18 protein-coding genes are annotated in these 18,360 nt (G+C 71.9%); 7 read left to right on the top strand and 11 right to left on the bottom strand.

Annotation, left to right across the window (positions count from 1 at the left end):
* Positions 1–63 precede the first annotated feature (63 nt).
* A complete protein-coding gene (locus HCJ93_RS03150; protein WP_167990863.1) occupies positions 64–990 on the bottom strand; it encodes an HAD family hydrolase in 927 nt (308 codons plus the stop codon).
* 98 nt (positions 991–1,088) lie between these two features.
* On the opposite strand from HCJ93_RS03150, the gene HCJ93_RS03145 reads away from it, so the two are divergent.
* The 5 genes from HCJ93_RS03145 (at position 1,089) to HCJ93_RS03125 (ending at position 6,883) form a co-directional block, all read left to right on the top strand.
* Positions 1,089–1,367 (top strand): glutaredoxin family protein, encoded by a 279-nt coding sequence (locus HCJ93_RS03145; protein ID WP_167990862.1) that lies wholly within the window; start codon positions 1,089–1,091, stop codon positions 1,365–1,367.
* Between the two features lie 323 nt (positions 1,368–1,690).
* Positions 1,691–2,491: a redox-sensing transcriptional repressor Rex gene (locus tag HCJ93_RS03140; protein ID WP_167990861.1), complete on the top strand. Its 801-nt coding sequence runs from the start codon at positions 1,691–1,693 to the stop codon at positions 2,489–2,491.
* The gene (locus tag HCJ93_RS03135) at positions 2,488–4,218 is read left to right on the top strand and encodes a glutamyl-tRNA reductase (protein WP_167990859.1); all 1,731 of its coding nucleotides are present in this window, start codon (positions 2,488–2,490) and stop codon (positions 4,216–4,218) included. Before HCJ93_RS03140 ends, HCJ93_RS03135 begins: the two co-directional genes overlap by 4 nt.
* Positions 4,215–5,174 (top strand): hydroxymethylbilane synthase, encoded by a 960-nt coding sequence (gene hemC / locus HCJ93_RS03130; protein ID WP_167990858.1) that lies wholly within the window; start codon positions 4,215–4,217, stop codon positions 5,172–5,174. Before HCJ93_RS03135 ends, hemC begins: the two co-directional genes overlap by 4 nt.
* A complete protein-coding gene (locus HCJ93_RS03125; RefSeq protein ID WP_167990857.1) occupies positions 5,171–6,883 on the top strand; it encodes a bifunctional uroporphyrinogen-III C-methyltransferase/uroporphyrinogen-III synthase in 1,713 nt (570 codons plus the stop codon). The genes hemC and HCJ93_RS03125 overlap by 4 nt, the downstream gene beginning before the upstream one ends.
* A gap of 105 nt (positions 6,884–6,988) precedes the next feature.
* Here the strand turns inward: HCJ93_RS03125 and HCJ93_RS03120 are convergent, their stop codons facing one another.
* Positions 6,989–7,708, bottom strand: a complete 720-nt coding sequence (locus tag HCJ93_RS03120; protein ID WP_167990855.1) for a hypothetical protein — start codon at positions 7,706–7,708, stop codon at positions 6,989–6,991.
* Positions 7,709–8,072: 364 nt separating this feature from the next.
* Here HCJ93_RS03120 and HCJ93_RS03115 point away from each other — a divergent pair, with 364 nt between their 5' ends.
* Positions 8,073–8,849, top strand: coding sequence for an ECF subfamily RNA polymerase sigma factor, BldN family (locus tag HCJ93_RS03115; protein WP_167990854.1), 777 nt, complete (start codon positions 8,073–8,075; stop codon positions 8,847–8,849).
* A gap of 234 nt (positions 8,850–9,083) precedes the next feature.
* The gene (locus HCJ93_RS03110; RefSeq protein ID WP_167990852.1) at positions 9,084–10,322 is read left to right on the top strand and encodes a DUF5667 domain-containing protein; all 1,239 of its coding nucleotides are present in this window, start codon (positions 9,084–9,086) and stop codon (positions 10,320–10,322) included.
* Positions 10,323–10,467: 145 nt separating this feature from the next.
* Here the strand turns inward: HCJ93_RS03110 and HCJ93_RS03105 are convergent, their stop codons facing one another.
* From HCJ93_RS03105 to HCJ93_RS03065, 9 genes are all read right to left on the bottom strand, one after another.
* The gene (locus HCJ93_RS03105) at positions 10,468–11,538 is read right to left on the bottom strand and encodes a lysophospholipid acyltransferase family protein (protein ID WP_167990850.1); all 1,071 of its coding nucleotides are present in this window, start codon (positions 11,536–11,538) and stop codon (positions 10,468–10,470) included.
* Between the two features lie 14 nt (positions 11,539–11,552).
* The gene (locus tag HCJ93_RS03100) at positions 11,553–12,614 is read right to left on the bottom strand and encodes an NAD-dependent epimerase/dehydratase family protein (protein WP_167990849.1); all 1,062 of its coding nucleotides are present in this window, start codon (positions 12,612–12,614) and stop codon (positions 11,553–11,555) included.
* A 200-nt stretch (positions 12,615–12,814) separates the two neighbouring features.
* Positions 12,815–12,913, bottom strand: a complete 99-nt coding sequence (locus HCJ93_RS03095; RefSeq protein ID WP_003948845.1) for a 30S ribosomal protein bS22 — start codon at positions 12,911–12,913, stop codon at positions 12,815–12,817.
* 159 nt (positions 12,914–13,072) lie between these two features.
* Positions 13,073–13,285: a helix-turn-helix domain-containing protein gene (locus tag HCJ93_RS03090; RefSeq protein WP_019981034.1), complete on the bottom strand. Its 213-nt coding sequence runs from the start codon at positions 13,283–13,285 to the stop codon at positions 13,073–13,075.
* A gap of 129 nt (positions 13,286–13,414) precedes the next feature.
* The gene (locus tag HCJ93_RS03085) at positions 13,415–14,230 is read right to left on the bottom strand and encodes a phosphatase (protein ID WP_167990847.1); all 816 of its coding nucleotides are present in this window, start codon (positions 14,228–14,230) and stop codon (positions 13,415–13,417) included.
* Between the two features lie 109 nt (positions 14,231–14,339).
* The gene (locus HCJ93_RS03080) at positions 14,340–15,512 is read right to left on the bottom strand and encodes an acetoin utilization protein AcuC (RefSeq protein WP_167990845.1); all 1,173 of its coding nucleotides are present in this window, start codon (positions 15,510–15,512) and stop codon (positions 14,340–14,342) included.
* Entirely contained in the window at positions 15,463–16,707 is a 1,245-nt protein-coding gene (locus tag HCJ93_RS03075) for an MFS transporter (protein ID WP_206316766.1), read from the bottom strand. The genes HCJ93_RS03080 and HCJ93_RS03075 overlap by 50 nt, the downstream gene beginning before the upstream one ends.
* Positions 16,708–16,833: 126 nt before the next feature.
* Positions 16,834–17,562, bottom strand: a complete 729-nt coding sequence (locus HCJ93_RS03070) for a VC0807 family protein (protein WP_240967422.1) — start codon at positions 17,560–17,562, stop codon at positions 16,834–16,836.
* A gap of 93 nt (positions 17,563–17,655) precedes the next feature.
* Positions 17,656–18,300, bottom strand: a complete 645-nt coding sequence (locus HCJ93_RS03065) for an HAD family hydrolase (protein ID WP_167990843.1) — start codon at positions 18,298–18,300, stop codon at positions 17,656–17,658.
* Positions 18,301–18,360 lie beyond the last annotated feature (60 nt).

The raw sequence follows: 18,360 nt of genomic DNA, 5'->3' as shown, positions 1-18,360 counted from the left end.
CGGAGTCGGCGCGGCCCCGTCCGCACGGGCCGCTCCGCACCGGGTGCGGGAGGGAGTTCCGGCTCAACGGCGGCGGCGGTGCACCGCGATGACCGCTGCCGTGCCGCCGGCGACCGCGCCGACGCCCGCCGCGGCGGGAATGCCGACCTTGGCCGCCTTGCGGCCGGTGCGGTAGTCGCGCAGGCGCCAGTCCATGGCGCGGGCGTGCTTGCGGAGCTTGCTGTCGGGGTTGATCGCGTAGGGGTGACCGACCAGGGACAGCATCGGGATGTCGTTGTGGGAGTCGCTGTAGGCGGCGCAGCGGGAGAGGTCCAGCCCCTCGGCGGCCGCCAGGGCGCGCACCGCCTCGGCCTTGGCCGGGCCGTGCAGGGGCTCGCCGACGAGCTTGCCGGTGTAGACGCCGTCGATGGACTCGGCGACCGTGCCGAGCGCGCCGGTCAGGCCCAGGCGCCGCGCGATGACCTGGGCGATCTCCACCGGCGCGGCGGTCACCAGCCACACCTTCTGCCCGGCGTCGAGGTGGGCCTGGGCGAGGGCCCGGGTGCCGGGCCAGATGCGCTCGGCCATGTACTCGTCGTAGATCTCCTCGCCGATGGCCTGCAGTTCGGCGACCTTGTGTCCCTGGACGATGGAGAGCGCGGAGTCGCGCGCCTCCTGCATGTGCTCGGGGTCCTCCACCCCGGCCAGCCGGAACCAGGCCTGCTGCCAGGCGAACCGCAGCAGCTCACGGGTGTCGAAGAACTTCCGCTTGTACAGCCCGCGCCCGAAGTGGAACAGGGCCGCGCCCTGCATCACCGTGTTGTCCAGGTCGAAGAACGCCGCGGCCCGCTCGTCACCGTGGACCGGGAACTCCGGTTCGCGTCCGGCGTCTTCGCGGTCGAGTACGTCGGTGGTGGACTTGCGTGCTGCCTCCGCCGAGGCCTCGCCTGCCAACACGCTCCGCGCCGTGGCGGAGCGCCTACGGGGGGTGAGCCATCCGAGAGCGGCCATGTCCGTGAGCATAGCCAGTCTGTTCGGTGTTTCCCGAGTCGAGAGGTTTGAACGTCGTGAACTCTACGCGTCCGCCTCGTTAAGGCGGGCGCGCGACAATGGCCGACATGAGCCCTTTCTTCCGGTCCAGGACTCGGCGGGACCACCTCGTGACCCTCATCCGCAAACCGGGATGTCATCTCTGCGACGACGCGCAGGTCGTGATCGAGAAGGTCTGCGGCGACCTCGGCGTGCGCTGGGAGCAGAAGGACATCACCCAGGACCCGGAGCTGCACGCCGAGTACTGGGAGCAGATCCCCGTGGTCCTCGTGGACGGCCGCCAGCACACCTTCTGGCGCGTGAACGAGGACCGCCTCCGCAAGGCCCTCACCGATTGACCGCCCCGATCCCCGGCCGACCTGCGACGACTGACCGGCCAGTACAAAGTGGCCGGATCGTCGCTTAGGATCGATGGCGGCTTGGTCTCGGGGGCGGGATTCACAGAGGAGAGTGTGCTGTTTTGCCCCCAGAAGAAAAGGAACGGTGTGCGTGCCGCGCCGGTTCCCCGCCGAGGCGGCAGGCCCGCGTGACTCGGGTCACGTTGGCCGGGCAAATCGGACACCATCTTTGTGCACGCGTTCACAAAGACATAGCCTGCTGTCGACGGGGCGGTCCGGGGACGCATGACCGCCTGAAGCCCCGCTCTACCCGCAGGAGCACCGTGGCAACTGGCCGAACTCACCGACCGGCGACCCGTAGCCGAGGGATTCCCGAGGCCACCGTCGCCAGGCTTCCGCTGTACCTCCGCGCCCTGACCGCGCTCTCGGAGCGCTCCGTGCCCACGGTCTCCTCGGAGGAGCTGGCGGCGGCCGCGGGGGTCAACTCCGCGAAGCTGCGCAAGGACTTCTCCTACCTGGGTTCCTACGGCACCAGAGGCGTCGGGTACGACGTCGAGTATCTCGTGTACCAGATCTCCCGCGAACTCGGCCTGACCCAGGACTGGCCGGTTGTGATCGTAGGAATCGGTAACCTCGGCGCCGCGCTCGCCAACTACGGCGGCTTCGCCTCCCGCGGTTTCCGGGTCGCCGCACTGATCGACGCCGACCCGTCCATGGCCGGGAAGCCGGTCGCCGGGATCCCCGTGCAGCACTCCGACGAGCTGGAGACCATCGTCCGGGAGAACGGCGTCCACATCGGCGTGATCGCGACCCCCGCGGGCGCCGCACAGGAGGTCTGCGACCGGCTGGTGGCCGCCGGGGTCACCTCCATCCTCAACTTCGCGCCGACCGTGCTGTCCGTCCCGGACGGCGTCGACGTGCGCAAGGTCGATCTCTCCATCGAGCTGCAGATCCTCGCCTTCCACGAGCAGCGCAAGGCCGGCGAGGAGGCCGCCGCCAGGACCGCCGCCGGTGTGCCGGCCCCCGCCGCCACCGATGCCACCACCGCCGCCGACGGCGCCAAGCGGACCTCCGCCACCGACCAGGGGCCCGACGGGGACGTACCCGCCGTGATGCCGGCATGAGTCTCCTCGTCGTCGGACTGAGCCACCGCAGTGCCCCGGTCAGCGTGCTGGAGCGGGCCTCGCTGAGCGGGGACGCCCAGGTCAAGCTGCTGCAGGACACCGTCGCCGCCGAACCGGCCGCCGAGGCCGCCGTGCTGGCCACCTGCAACCGCATCGAGCTCTACGCCGACGTGGACAAGTTCCACGCCGGTGTCGCCGAGCTGTCCACGCTGCTCGCCCAGCACAGCGGGGTCGGCCTGGAGGAGCTCACTCCTTATCTTTATGTGCACTACGAGGACCGGGCCGTGCACCACCTGTTCTCGGTGGCCTGCGGCCTCGACTCGATGGTCGTCGGCGAGGGCCAGATCCTCGGCCAGATCAAGGACTCCCTGGCCCGCGCACAGGAGCTGCACACCGCCGGGCGCCTGCTGAACGACCTGTTCCAGCAGGCCCTGCGGGTCGGCAAGCGCGCCCACTCGGAGACCGGCATCGACCGCGCCGGGCAGTCCCTGGTCACCTTCGGCCTGGAGCAGCTGGCCGCGGGCGCCCCGGTGGACGGCTGGGCACGAGACAAGAAGGCCCTGGTCGTCGGCGCCGGTTCGATGTCGTCGCTGGCCGCGGCGACCCTGGCGCGGGCGGGCGTCGCGGAGATCGTGATCGCCAACCGCACCCAGGACCGCGCCGAGCGCCTGGCGGAGATCCTCACCGAGGGCGACGACACGGACGTCCTGGCCCGTGCGGTCCCGATGGACTCGGTGCCGTTCGAGCTGACACGTGCCGACGTCGTGGTCTCCTGCACCGGCGCCACCGGCCTGGTGCTGACCGCCGACGAGGTCGCCGCGGGCGTGGCGGGCCGCACCGGCGAGCAGCCGGCCGGCCCCGGCGAGGACGGGAACGGCGCGGGCGAGGCGCCTGCGGCGCCCGCACCCGCGTCCGCCGCGCAGGACCCGCTGCCGCCGACCTCGGTGGGCACCGAGGAGAACTGCCCCCTGGACCTGTCCGCCGTGCAGCCCGGCTTCTCCGTGGCGGGTGAGGCGGCCGTGGCCGGCATGGACGCCGCCACCCTGGAGCAGCACGCCGCCTGGGTCGCCGGGGGCGCCGCCGCGCAGGACGCCCGCCGGGGCGGCCCGGAGGCCGACGCCGAGCTGATCGGCGCGCTGGCCGCGACCGCCGCGCAGGTGGGCCGCATCCCCGAGCGGCGCCGTCCCGCGCCCGTGGCCGAGCCGCCGCGCCCCGAGCCGGTGCTGTTCCTGCTCGACCTGGCCATGCCGCGGGACATCGACGCCGCCGTGCACCGCCTCGCCGGGGTGCGGCTGGTCGACATCGAGTCGCTCGCCGAGGCGTCCGCGGACGCTCCGATGGCTGCCGATGTGGACCAGGTCCGGCGTATCGTCTCCGACGAGGTCGCCGCGTTCGGGGCGGCGCAGCGCGCCGCGCACATCACGCCGACCGTGGTCGCCCTGCGCGCCATGGCCGCCGATGTGGTGGCGGGTGAGATCGCCCGCCTGGAGGGGCGGCTGCCCGGCCTCGACGACAAGCACCGCGCGGAGATCACCCAGACCGTGCGGCGCGTGGTCGACAAGCTGCTCCACGCGCCGACCGTACGGGTCAAGCAGCTGGCCGCGGAGCCCGGCGGCGCCGGGTACGCGGACGCGCTGCGGACCCTGTTCGACCTCGACCCGGAGACGGTCGCCTCCGTCTCGCGGGCCGGGGACAGCACCACCGAGAAGGACCGAGGGCCGGCATGAGTGACAAGGCACTACGGCTGGGTACGCGGCGCAGCAAGCTCGCCATGGCCCAGTCCGGGCAGGTGGCGAAGGCGGTCAGCCAGGTCACCGGACGGCCCGTGGAACTGGTGGAGATCACCACGTACGGCGACGTCTCCCGCGAGCACCTGGCGCAGATAGGCGGCACCGGCGTGTTCGTCGCCGCGCTGCGGGAGGCGCTGATGCGCGGCGAGGTCGACTTCGCCGTGCACTCGCTGAAGGACCTGCCCACCACGCAGCCCGAGGAGCTGGCGCTCGCCGCCATCCCGGCGCGCGAGGACCCGCGGGACGTGATCGTCGCCCGGGACGCGCTGAAGCTGACCGACCTGCCGCGCGGGGCGCGCATCGGCACCGGTTCGCCGCGCCGCATGGCCCAGCTCAACGCGTACGCCCGCGCCCACGGCCTGGACTTCGAGACCGTGCCGATCCGCGGGAACGTCGACACCCGGATCGGATACGTGCACAAGGGGGAGCTGGACGCCGTCGTCCTGGCCGCCGCCGGCATGAACCGGATCGGCCGCGGCGACGAGGTGACCGACTTCCTCTCGGTCGACACCGTACTGCCCGCTCCCGGCCAGGGGGCACTGGCGGTCGAGTGCGCCGCGGACAACGCGGGCCTGACCGCCGCGCTCGCCGAGCTCGACGACCCGTTCACCCGGGCCGCCGTGACGGCCGAGCGGTCACTGCTCGCCGCCCTGGAGGCCGGTTGCAGTGCCCCCGTGGGGGCCTTGGCCGACCTCCTGGCCGACGGGCAGATTGTCAAGGAAATGCGCCTGCGGGGTGTTGTCGGCACGACCGACGGTGCCACGCTGGTGCAGCTGTCCACCACCGGTCCCGTGCCCGAGACGCACGAGGCGGCGACGGCACTCGGTCGCGAACTCGCCTCCGAGATGCTCGCGCAGGGCGCGGCCGGTCTGATGGGGGAGCGAGCACATTGAGCCCCACCACCCTTCCCGCCCCTCCGGAACAAGGGCACGTCACCTTCCTCGGTGCCGGACCCGGAGATCCGGGACTGCTGACTCTCCGCGCCGTGGAGGCGCTGGCGAACGCGGACGTCCTCGTCGCCGAGCACGAGGTGCTCGACGTCGTGCGCCGGCATGCCAGGCAGGGCGTCGCCGAGGTGCAGACGGACGCGGCGGCGGACTCCTCCGCTGCTTCCGCCACGGGCACAGGCACGCCTCAGCTGACGGTTGTTGACGGCGCGTCAACAACCGCCGGCGACCCCGCTGTGCGGGATGCCGCACATCTTGTCATGGAGGCCGCGCGGGGCGGCAGGCGGGTCGTCCGTGCGGTGTCCGGCGATGTCGGCCTGGACGCCTACGCCGCCGAGGAGATGCTGGCGTGCGCCGCCGCCGGGGTGCCCTTCGAGGTGGTCCCCGGCATCGCGGCCGCCGTCGGCGTGCCCGCGTACGCCGGCGTGCCGCTGCGCGACGAGCAGGGCGCGGACGTCCGGTTCGTGGACGCGCGCACGGCCTCGGACCGCTGCTGGACGGAGATCGGCGCCTCGGACGGCACGGTGGTCGTCTCGGCCACGCTGGACACCGTGGCCGCCACCGCGGGCGAACTGGTGTCCGCCGGTCGCAAGCCCGACACACCCATGACGGTCACCGTGGCGGGCACCACCACCCGGCAGCGCACCTGGACCGCCACCCTCGGCACGATCGCGCAGACCCTGAAGCAGGCGAAGGTGCTTCCGTCCCCGGAGGGCGGCCGGCCCGTGATAGCCGTGGTCGGTGAGCGCTCCTCCGCCGCCCAGCGCGACCAGCTGGCGTGGTTCGAGTCCAAGCCGCTGTTCGGCTGGAAGGTGCTCGTGCCGCGCACGAAGGAGCAGGCGGCGTCGCTCTCCGACCAGCTGCGGTCCTACGGTGCCGTGCCGCACGAGGTCCCGACCATCGCGGTCGAGCCGCCGCGCACGCCCCAGCAGATGGAGCGGGCGGTCAAGGGCCTGGTGACGGGCCGCTACGAGTGGATCGCCTTCACCTCGGTCAACGCGGTCAAGGCGGTCCGGGAGAAGTTCGAGGAGTACGGCCTCGACGCGCGCGCCTTCGCCGGCATCAAGGTGGCCGCGGTCGGCGAGCAGACGGCCGCCGCGCTGGTCGCCTTCGGCGTCAAGCCCGACCTGGTGCCCAGCGGCGAGCAGTCGGCGGCGGGCCTGCTGGAGGACTGGCCGCCCTACGACCCGGTGTTCGACCCGATCGACCGTGTCTTCCTGCCGCGCGCCGACATCGCCACCGAGACGCTGGTGGCCGGCCTGATCGAGCTGGGCTGGGAGGTCGACGACGTCACCGCCTACCGCACGGTCCGCGCCTCGCCGCCCCCGGCGGAGACCCGCGAGGCGATCAAGGGCGGCGGCTTCGACGCGGTCCTGTTCACCTCCTCCTCCACCGTCCGCAACCTGGTCGGCATCGCGGGCAAGCCGCACAATGTGACGGTGATCGCCTGTATCGGCCCGGCCACCGCGAAGACGGCGGAGGAGCACGGCCTGCGGGTGGACGTGATGGCCCCCGAGCCGTCGGTCCACAAGCTGGCGGAGGCGCTGGCCGACTTCGGCGCCCGGCGCCGTCTGGCCGCGCTGGAGGCCGGCGACCCGGTGACCCGCCCGAGCGAACGCCGCCCGGGCTCCCGCAGGCGCCGTTCGACGACCTGACCGGCCCGAGTCCGGCGACAGGGCGGGGCGCCCCCGGTCCGGGGGCGCCCCGCTTCGTCGTCCCGCCGGCCGGACTCCCCCGCCGGGGGTCCTGCTCCCGGTCGTCTACGCGTCGTCCCGGCGCGGCCCGAAGAGCACCGGGATCAGGGTCCGCGCGTTCGGCCAGGGCATCAGCCCGCCCGAGTCCCGGAACGCGCGGACGCGCGCCTCGTACGTCTCCTCGAAGACCCGGACCGCCCGCCGCAGCTGCTCCGGCGTCACCTCCGGCTCACGTGTCAGCAGCTGCCTGGCGATCTCCAGCGTGTTCGCCTCCGGATCCAGCCCGGCGCTCGCCACCAGCTCCGGCGCCCGCCGCTCGGCCCGCTCCCGGCGCCGCCTCTGCTCGGCGGCCCGGTCCAGCAGCCGCTGGTACGACTCCTCCCGCGCCCGCTCCCTTTCCCGCTGCCGCAGCGCGGCGCGCTCCTGCTCCTTCGCCCGGGCCTTCTCCCGCGCCCGGGCCCGCTCCGCCGCCTTGCGCCGCCGCACCTTGTCCGGACCGCGCCGCGGTTCGGGCAGCGCGGGGTCGAGCGGAGGCAGGGACGGGTTCACGGGGTGCGGCCTCGCTGTTCCGGAGAGCAGCTCCCCGATGAACACATGGACCGGTACGGACGGCCTGCCGTCCGGCCTGCTGCGCTGTCTCGACACCTCGGCGACCGCGGTGTGCAGCAGCTGCGCTGCCCGCAACGGGGAGAGCTGCCCTGCCGCCTGACGCCGGTCCACCTCGTCCGTGAGGGCGGCCAGCAGGGCGCGCCCGACCCCCTCCGTCCCGCCAAGGTCCCGTCCCATGCGGCCATTGCACCACCGGGCCGACCGGATCGACCAGAGCGGGTCGTCCAGTACGCCACGCGACCAATCCCCGCTTCTTACCCCGCAACCCGCCTGTTCAGCCCTGTTGGCTGCACACGGCCACAACTCGCCCTACATGAACCCGGAAAACGAAACAATCCGGTCAACAAGCGGTCACTCTCCGGCACCTGGCAGGGCGTCAACCGACTACAGAAGCGACGTAATCGATGATTTGAGCAACTCGGTGTAGCAGCGCCTGTACGAAGCGTTATTCTCCTCAGACGCAAACCGGCACCTCTCCGTCGCTACGACGGGTGAAAGGTTCCGAAGTGCATGTGATGGAAGCTCTGCCTCTGGGAGTCCCGTGTACCCACACGTCGGGGTTGACGCCTCGGGCCTGGCTACGCTGCGCGCGACGGTCGCAACGGCCCGAGACCTGTTGCGCGGCTTCGTCCCCACCGCGTACGCCGTCCCCGCCTTCGCCACCGCACCCGTCGGCCCCTGCTACGCCCTCGCCGAAGGCAGTGCCGCGGTCGGCAGACGCGGGCGCTCCACGGGCGCGGCCACCGCGCGCCGGCCCGCCGCGGACAGCGACAGTGCTCGGATGATGGACCTGGTCGAGCGCGCCCAGGCCGGCGAGGCCGACGCCTTCGGGCGCCTGTACGACCAGTACAGCGACACCGTGTACCGGTACATCTACTACCGCGTGGGAGGCAAGGCGACCGCCGAGGACCTCACCAGCGAGACCTTTCTGCGGGCCCTGCGCAGGATCGGCACCTTCACCTGGCAGGGGCGCGACTTCGGCGCCTGGCTCGTCACCATCGCCCGCAACCTGGTCGCCGACCACTTCAAGTCCAGCCGCTTCCGCCTGGAGGTCACCACCGGCGAGATGCTCGACGCCAACGAGGTCGAGCGCTCCCCCGAGGACTCGGTCCTGGAGTCCCTGTCCAACGCCGCCCTGCTGGACGCCGTGCGCCGCCTCAACCCCCAGCAGCAGGAGTGCGTCACGCTGCGCTTCCTGCAGGGTCTGTCGGTGGCCGAGACCGCCCGGGTGATGGGCAAGAACGAGGGCGCCATCAAGACGCTCCAGTACCGGGCGGTGCGCACTCTCGCCCGGCTCCTGCCGGACGACGCCCGCTGATCCGGGCACGCTCGGCGACCCGCAACTCACGTTCCGTGAGGCCGCGTTGACTTCATCAACCGATCCCCCGGCGTCCGTAACCCAAGTACCGCACCGCTCGTTGTGCGGGATGCAGGCTCCCTGTGGTCACCCCCTGACCAACTTCGATCACCCGATCGTGTGCAAGTGGTCGGCTGGGGGAACCCTCAGGACCCCCTGGGGAGTCGACCGTCATGACGAGAGGAGGTGCCGCCAGTGATCGCGAATGTATCGGCGCACCGGCGGGCGAGCGCCTTCGCCCAGGCCCTGGAGGAGCAGACCGACCGGGGCACGGCGGCCGAGCAGTCCGAAGGACCGGCACCGATCGCCGCGGAGACCGAGCAGACGCGACTGCTCGAACTCGCCGGCGAGCTCCGCGCACTGCCCAGGCCGGAGCTGGACCCGGAGGTCAAGACCGTCCAGCGCGCCCAGCTGGTGGCCGCCTTCGAGGCCATGCTGCGCGAGGACACGGCGGGCGGCACGGCCGACCCGCCCGTACCCGAGCAGCGCGGCCGCCGCGCCCACGGCGCCCCCCGGGCGAGCGCCCTGAGCAGGCTCCGCCCCCGCTCCCGGCTCGCCAAGGGCCTCACCGCCGGCGGCATCAGCGTGGGCGTCGCCGCGGGCGCGCTCGGCGGAGTCGCCGCCGCCAGCTCCGACGCCCTGCCCGGTGACACCCTCTACGGGCTCAAACGCGGCATCGAGGACGTCAAACTCACCCTCGCCGACGGCAACGACGAGCGCGGCCGGGTCTACCTCGACCACGCCTCCACCCGGCTGAGCGAGGCCCGCCGCCTGATGGAACGGGGCCGCAGCGGCTCCCTCGACCACGAGTCCCTCTCCGAGGTCCGCCACGCCCTGTCCAACATGCGGCACGACGCCTCCGAGGGCCACCGCCTGCTGCGCGAGGCCTACCAGCGCAACCCGGACTCGCTGGCCCCCATGCAGGCGCTCTCCTCCTTCTCCGAGTCGCACCGCGACCTGTGGGGCGACCTGCGCCAGCGTCTGCCCCTGCAGCTCGGGGACGTCAGCGAACAGGTCTCCTCGGTCTTCGACGCCATAGACGAGGACGTCGCCCCGCTGCAGTCCATGCTCCCCGAGTCCCCGGCCCGCGAGGGCGGCGGCGACGGCAAGCAGCACGGCTCGGGCACGGCGCCCAGCGACTCCTCGAGCCCCGGCGCCTCCACGGCGCCCGGCAGCACCGGCGGCACCGCCCAGGAGCGCGGCTCCGGCAGCGGGGACCCCAGCAGCTCCGCCGACTCCGGCAAGGAGAACGACGGCCTGCTCGGCGGCAACACCGGCGGCCTGCTCGACCCGCCCAAGGAGAGCAGCGGCGGCAAGAGCTCACCGCCCATCACCGATGGCCTCACCCCGCCCGACAAGCCCGACGTCACCCTCCCGCCGCTGCTGCCCGGCCTGCTCCCGGGCCTCGGCATCGAGGGCGAGGACGCCGAGTAGGGCCGGGCAGGCCGCACAGGCCGAGGTGCCCCGTGCAGGGGCGTACGACGCCGCACAGCGGCACGGGGCGCCCTCCCGGTCCCCCTCCGGGAGGGCGCCCCGCCACGTCCGCAGGCGCTCCCGCGCCGACGCTCCTGGCCGACGCTCAGAAGAACACAGACCGCCGCTGCACCAGCAGCTTGTACAGCGTGTGCTGAATCTGTTCGCGCACCTGATCGGTCAGGTTGAACATCAGCATCGGATCCTCCGCCGCTTCCGGCGGATACCCGTCCGTCGGGATCGGCTCACCGAACTGGATCGTCCACTTCGTCGGCAGCGGGACCGCACCCAGCGGCCCCAGCCACGGGAACGTCGGCGTCAGCGGGAAGTACGGCAGCCCCAGCAGCCGCGCCAGGGTCTTGGCGTTGCCGATCATCGGGTAGATCTCCTCCGCCCCGACGATCGAGCACGGCACGATCGGAGTGCGCGCCCGCAGCGCCGTGGAGACGAAGCCGCCCCTGCCGAAGCGCTGCAGCTTGTAGCGGTCGGAGAAGGGCTTGCCGATGCCCTTGAAGCCCTCCGGCATCACCCCGACCAGCTCCCCCTGCTCCAGCAGCCGGGAGGCGTCCTCCGCGCAGGCCAGGGTGTGGCCCAGCTTGCGGGCCAGCTCGTTGACCACCGGCAGCACGAACACCAGATCCGCCGCCAGCAGCCGCAGATGCCGGCCGGCCGGATGCTCGTCGTGCACGGCGACCTGCATCATCAGGCCGTCCATCGGCACCGTCCCGGAGTGGTTGGCGACGATCAGCGCGCCGCCCTCCGCCGGGATGTTCTCGATGCCCTTCACCTCCACCCGGAAGTACTTCTCGTACAGCGGGCGGAGCAGGGACATCAGGACCTGGTCGGTGAGCTCCTCGTCGTACCCGAAGTCGTCGACCTCGTAGTCACCGGTGAGGCGGCGGCGCAGGAACGCCAGCCCGCTCGCGATGCGCTGCTCCAGGCCGCCGGATGCGTCGTCCCCTGCCTGTTTCCCGGGCCGCTCGTCCTCATGCGTCACCGGATCATCGTCCCGCACGGGGGCCACACCCGGCAGGGGCTGGACCTCCCCCACCGCGGGCGGCTCCCCGCCCGCGCGGCGGTTCGACGCACCACGGCGGCGCGACGAGCGGGGCGTGGAGCCTCCACCGCCTCCACGGGACCGGTCGTCGTCGAACGGAATGACCTTGGCGTCCGCCATCGTTGCTGCGCTCCTCAGTTGGCGCTCTGCTTCGGGGGGTGGGAGCTGCCCGGCGAAGGCAGCGCCGCGATCCGGTCGACAGCCGCGGCGAGGGCCTCGGGCGGAAGCAGCCCCGGCCCGCGGCTGCGCACGAAGTCCGCAAACGTTTCGGCAGTCGTGTACTTGGGGGTGAAGCCCAGCACGTCGCGCATCTGGTCCGTCGCCACCACCCGGCCATGGGTGAGCAGCCGGATCTGCTCGGGCGAGAAGTCCGTCATCCCCAGCGTACGCATCACCGTGTTCGCCCAGGTGACCGCGGGCAGCAGCAGCGGCACGGTGGGCCGGCCCAGCCGCCGCGAGCACTGGGACAGCAGCAGCACCCCGTCACCTGCGATGTTGAACGTGCCGCTGTTGAGCGTGCCCCGCCGCGGCTCGTGCGAGCCGATCCGCAGCACCTCGATCACGTCGTCCTCGTGCACGAACTGCAGCCGCGGGTCGTAGCCCAGCACGGTCGGCAGGACCGGCAGCGAGAAGTACGAGGCGAGCGGGCTGTCCGCGGTCGGGCCGAGGATGTTGGCGAACCGCAGCACGCACACCGCCACGTCCGGCCTGCGGCGCGCGAAGCCCCGCACATAGCCCTCGACCTCCACGGTGTCCTTCGCGAAGCCGCCGCTGGGCAGGGACTTGGGCGGGGTGGTCTCGGTGAACACCGCCGGATCGCGGGGTGCCGAACCGTAGACATTGGTGCTGGACTTCACGACCAGCCGTTTCACATGCGGGGACTTCTGGCAGGCACCGAGCAGCTGCATGGTGCCGATGACATTGGTCTCCTTCAGCGCGGCCCGGCTGCCGCTGCCCAGCGGGGTGCCCGTGACGTCGAGATGCACGACCGTGTCGGCGCCGGACTCGGCGAGCACGCGGGCGATGGTGGGCTGGCGGATGTCGGCCTGGACGAAGTCCGCGCCGCCCAGATGATGCTCGGGCGGGACCGCGTCCACGGCGACGACCCGGTCCACCTCGGGGTCACGCTGGATCCGCCGGACGAAACGGCCCCCCAGCTGGCGGGCCACTCCGGTCACGAGCACGACCTTTCCCAAGATCAGCGCCTTCCTTTCGCCCTGGTCCGTGGGGCCAACCTACCGGGTAGTAGTCGCTCTGTGGTGTCTTCCGACTGCGGGAAGTGACGAGCGGCCGAAACGCATGCCTGCGCGTACCCGGCGTGCGTGCGTCGTCCCATGACAGTGGCCCCCCACCGGCTTGCGGTGGGGGGCCACTGGACACGCTTTCGCGCTGCCGCTTACTTCTTGTTGCGGCGCTGGACGCGCGTGCGCTTGAGCAGCTTGCGGTGCTTCTTCTTGGCCATCCGCTTACGCCGCTTCTTGATAACAGAGCCCACGACTAACCCTCGCTCACTTCTCATCACTCGGTGTGTTTGGGCGCCATGGGCCCACACGACCTTCGAGGGGTTAGCCTACCCGCCCGAGCGCTGAGGTCGTAATCGAGGTACCCGGGGAGTGCCCGAAGGTGCCCTGGACGGGCGCTCCCCGGCTTGCCGTCAGGCGGTTTCCACCCCCACGTAGCTCTCGCGGAGGTAGTCGTGCACCGCTTGCTCGGGGACGCGGAAGGACCGCCCCACCCGGATCGCGGGCAGATGACCGCTGTGCACCAGCCGGTACACGGTCATCTTCGACACTCGCATCACCGAGGCGACCTCCGCCACGGTAAGGAACTGAACCTCGTTCAGAGGCCTTTCGCCAGCTGCAGCCATGACACACCTGAACCTTCCGCACTCGACGGCCACCGGCTTCCCCTTCCGGTGACTCTTCGTCGCTGCGTGCTCACTCCCCAATGTAGGGGCGGGTGATGCGAGTGGGGAAGAGGTGCACCCATCGGCGGCCTACTGTGACAGACACGCCCGATTGAGTACGTAGCGGGTCAACGGCAGGTAGTAATCGGACCGCGCACCGTCCTCGAGCGGAACAACGACGGACACGCACCCCTCCGCCTGCCCGACGAACGGCGCCGGATCGTTCACATCCGCCAGGGCGATCACCTCGAACCCCAGCTGACCTGCCCCGCAGGCCCACCCATGATCACCGATCACCAGATCCGGAAGCGGCCCGCCGGCCTCGGCCGCCGCGTCCAGCGCGGTACGAACCGGGAGAGGGGAGTGCGTGTGTGCGCCGGGCTCACAACCGGGGCGCTGGGGGTCGCCGTCGCGGACGAGCGCGACTCCCCGTACGTAGCCGAGGTTGTACGTGCGTAGGCCGAACCGGGTCGTTATGTCGACACAGCGACCCTGCGCCGGGGTGAGGACGGTACATCCCGCCGCCGACAAGGCGTCTGCCAGAGCGGCGTAGAAACCGAGCAGCCGGTGCGGGTGCCCGGTCCCCAGCAGCACCGCGTCCCGCCGCCGAGCGGCCGCCGCGAGCCGTTCCGCATAGGCGTCCAGAGCGGCCAGCGTCCGCTCCGGATCGATCACCTCCGGGCCCTCGGTGCGCCAAGGCTCGGCCGGAGACCCGCACCGCTCCGCCATCAGCTCGGCGACATCCCGCTGCCCCCACGGCCACACCGGCTCGATCCCGATCAGCACCCGCGGATCCCGTGCCGCGAACAGCCGATAGCTCCGCAGGCTCTCCTCCCGCGTGGTCGCCACCACCCCGGCAAGCCGAGCAGCAACCAGATGCCCCCGAATCTCCCCAGCACTGACCACCCCCCGATCCTGGCCCACCCCACCCCCTCAGGGGCCGGGTTCCCCGCAACGCCCCCCGGTCGGCGTACAGGCCCCACCCGGAGCAATCGGTCAGGAACCGGTCAGTTCCCTAGGCCAGCAACCCCCGCAGCGGAAAGACCGCCCGCCTCGTCGCCAGCACCGCCTGATCCAACCGATCCGCCGGGTCGTACCCCTCCTCCCAGGAGGCGAACGAAACCGGCCACCGCCCATCAGTCATCCGCACCGGCCCCAGCTGACGAGTCCGCGCGAACACCTCCTGCCGCCACCCCTCAGGCACCACCGTCTCCGGCTCCACCGCCCGTTCCGCAGCGATCCCCACCAGATGAGCCCACGACCTCGGCACGACCTCCACCACCGCGTAGCCGCCCCCACCCAGCGCGACCCACCGCCCCCCGGCGTACTCGTGCGCCATCTCATGACACGCCACCTGCACCGCCCGCTGCGCATCCAACGACACCGCCAGATGCGCCAGCGGATCCTCGAAGTGGGTATCCGCCCCGTGCTGCGTCACCAGCACCTGCGGCCGGAACTCCGCCAGCAGCTCCGGCACCACGGCGTGAAACGCCCGCAGCCACCCCGCGTCCCCCGTCCCCGCCGGCAGCGCCACATTCACCGCGGTGCCCTCCGCACCGCCCGCCCCGGTCTCCTCCGGCCACCCCGTCTGCGGAAACAGCGTCCGCGGATGCTCGTGCAGCGAGATCGTCAGAACCCGCGGATCCTCCCAGAACGCCGCCTGCACCCCGTCCCCGTGATGCACGTCGACGTCGACATACGCGACCCGCTCGGCCCCCAGCTCCAGCAGCCGCGCGATCGCCAGCGCCGCGTCGTTGTACACACAGAACCCGGACGCGGCCCCCGGCATCGCATGGTGCAGCCCGCCCGCGAAGTTCACCGCGTGCGGCGCCTCCCCCCGCCACACGGCCTCCGCAGCGCCCACCGACTGCCCCGCGATCAGCGCCGACACCTCGTGCATCCCGGTGAACGCCGGATCGTCGATCGTCCCGATCCCGTACGAGGTGTCCGCGGCCGACGGGTCCGCCGAGGCCGCCTTGACCGCGTCGATGTAGTCCTGCCGGTGCACGAGCCGCAGCGTCGACTCCCCGGCCGCCTTCGCGGCCACCACATCCACCTCGCGGTCGAGTCCGAGGGCGTCGATCAGGCTCCGGGTCAGGGCGAGCCGGACCGGGTCCATCGGATGGTCCCGGCCGAAGTCATAGCCCGTTACTGCCTCGTCCCACATCAGCTGTGTGCGGCCGCTCATGCCCGCCACCGTATCGGTCCGGTTGAGCCACGAACGACCGGGCATGGACGAGCGTCACCAGCACCAGCACCATCGGCACCAGCATCGCCCCGCGATAGCTCCAGACGTCCCCGACCGCCCCCACCAAGGGCGAACCGATCAGGAAGCCCACATAGTTGAAGACGTTCAGCCGCGCTATGGCCGCATCGGACGCTCCCGGCCCGTGCAGCTCATGGGCCCGCCGGCCCGCCGCGGCGAAGGTCTGCGGCACCAGCACGCACAGCCCGAGCCCGAGCAGCGTGAACCCCAGCATGCCCACCCAGGCGCCCGGCGCACCGGCCACCACCGCGAACCCCGACGCGGCCACCAGCGCCCCGCTCCGCACCACCGCCACGGCCCCGAACCGCCGCACCCCGAAGTCCCCGATCACCCGCCCCAGCAGCGTGGTGACCATGTAGACGTTGTAGGGGACCGTCGCCAGCTGCTCGCTGCTCCCCAGCACGTCCTGCAGATACTTGGCGCTCCAGTTGGAGACCGTGGAGTCCCCGATGTACGCCACGGTCATCACCAGACACAGCGGAAGCAGCCACCGGGACCCCGCGCCCCCGACGCCCCCGGCGTCCTCGACGCCCTTGCCGCCCCGCGCCTCCCCGCTCCCCTCCGCATCGACGTACCAGCGGCTCCCCGCCAGCGCTGCCGGCATCAGCACCAGCACCACCGGCAGGTACGACACCCACAGCGCCAGCTGCCAGTGCGCCCCGGCCCACGCCAGCGACGCCCCGACGATCCCGCCCAGGCTGTACGCGGCGTGGAAACCGAGCATGATGCTGCGCCCGTAGGCGCGCTGCAGACTCACCCCGAGCATGTTCATCGAGGCATCCAGCGCCCCGACCGCCAGCCCGAACACGGCCAGCGCAGCGGCCAGTACGGCCATCTGCTCCCCCGCCCCGACCACCAGCAGCGACACCAGCACGAGCGGCTGGGACCACCGCAGCACCCGGCTCGGCGCGGCCCGCCGCACCACCCGCCCGGTCGCCACACTGCCGGCACCGGCCAGGATCGGCACGGCGGCCAGGAAGACGGGCAGCAGGGAGTCGGACACCCCGTACCGGTCCTGGATCGCCGGGATCCGCGTCACGAGCAGGGCGAAGGCGACGCCCTGCACCAGGAAGGCGAACGCCAGCGAGGCCCTGCCGCGCCGCAGCACATCGGTCATGGCGGCGAGCGTAAGGCCCCGGCGTACCGGTGGGTAGATCCGGCCAAAAATGAATTTCCTTCAGTTTCACCGGCGTTCACCGGCATTCACCGGCGCTCGGCGCGTGGCATCGACCTCGCCGTCACCTCACACCGCGACGGCAGGCTCCCCCGCACCCTCGGCACGCCCGGCATCCGCGACCGTCGTCCCGCACACTCCGGGCGTCCTCGCCTCCGCCGCGAGCATGGCCGCCATCGGCCCCGCCCCCAGCGCCCCGCCCACCAGAAACGCACCCACCAGCGTCACGATCATCATCACCGTGCCCAGCCACACCATGGTGTCCACCGGCAGCGCATACGCCCCGATCACCCGGACCACGCACTCCCCGAGCAACGCCCCGCCCCACACCAGCGAGTACCTCCGCTCGGCCCGCCGGAACGCCGCCGAGCCCTCCATCAGCCGCTCCCAGGCCGCCTCCCGCGCCTCCTGGCCGCGGATGAGCCAGGGCTTCATGACCGAGGTCATCATCGGCTTCCCCAGCGCCACCGACACCAGCACACCGATCCCGATGACGCTGCCGATCGCGCTCTCCCGCACCAGCATCATCCGAGCGTCACCGGAGAGAAGGCCGAGCACCATCGATGTCACATTGACGAGCAGGATGAGCACGGCGAACGCATTCACCACCCGCTCCCACACCAGTCCCCACCCGGCACGCACGGCCGGGTAGACGCTGCTCCACGCGAGGGCGGCGAACTCGCTCAACCCAGCGGCGTTCCTCAGCAGGTAGTACGTCCCGACCGGCACCGCCACGTCCAGCCCCACCAGCAGGAGCGCCGGCCGCTTCCCCTTGCGCACACCCGAGTTCGTCGTCATGCCCTCAGCTTCCCGGCCGGCCGGGGTCGCGCAGTAGAAACGAACGTCCGCACCTCGGCATGACGGTTGTCATGAGCCGGCTGCTGCCGGGGGTCACACCAGCAGTTCGGGCAACTCCCGCATGTCCGCGAAGAATCCGGTGGCCCCCGCGAGCTTCTCCGCCGGCGTCATCGCCGTGAACCCGTACACATCCATCCCGGCCGCCACGGCCGCCTGCACGCCGAGGGGGCTGTCCTCGACCACCACACACCGCTCCGGGGCCACACCCATCCGCTCGGCCGCGTAGAGGAAGAGATCGGGTGCCGGCTTGCCCCGCCCGACATCCTGCGAGCTGAAGATCAGCTCATCCCCGAACCACCGGTCGAGCCCGGTCGTACGGTGCCCGACCCGGATCCGCTCATGGCTGCCGGACGAGGCCACGCAGTACCGCACCCCGTCAGCCGTCAGCTTCCCGAGGACATCCCCGACACCGGCCACCGGCTGCAACTCCCGCTCGAACGCGGCGAAGACGCGGGCGTGGAACACATCGTCGAAGTCCTCCGGCAGCTTCCGCCCCGACCGCTGCTCCACCAGCTCGTGCACGCGGTGCATGGCGGAGCCCATGTAGTCCCGGATGGAGTCCTCGTACGTGGTCGGGTGCCCCAGCTCGGTGAGATAGGCGGCGAGGTGCCGGTTGGAAATCGGCTCGCTGTCCACCAGCACACCGTCGTTGTCGAAGATGACCAGGTCATAGCGCATACCTCGACCCTAAACGCAGAGATCCCCCGTGCCGAACGGCACGGGGGATCTCTCTCACAA

Origin of the sequence: Streptomyces composti, assembly GCF_012034205.1 — a bacterium.
Taxonomy (GTDB): domain Bacteria; phylum Actinomycetota; class Actinomycetes; order Streptomycetales; family Streptomycetaceae; genus Streptomyces; species Streptomyces composti.
Note: the sequence above shows the minus strand (reverse complement) of the source record. Positions and strands in the feature narration are given on the sequence as shown.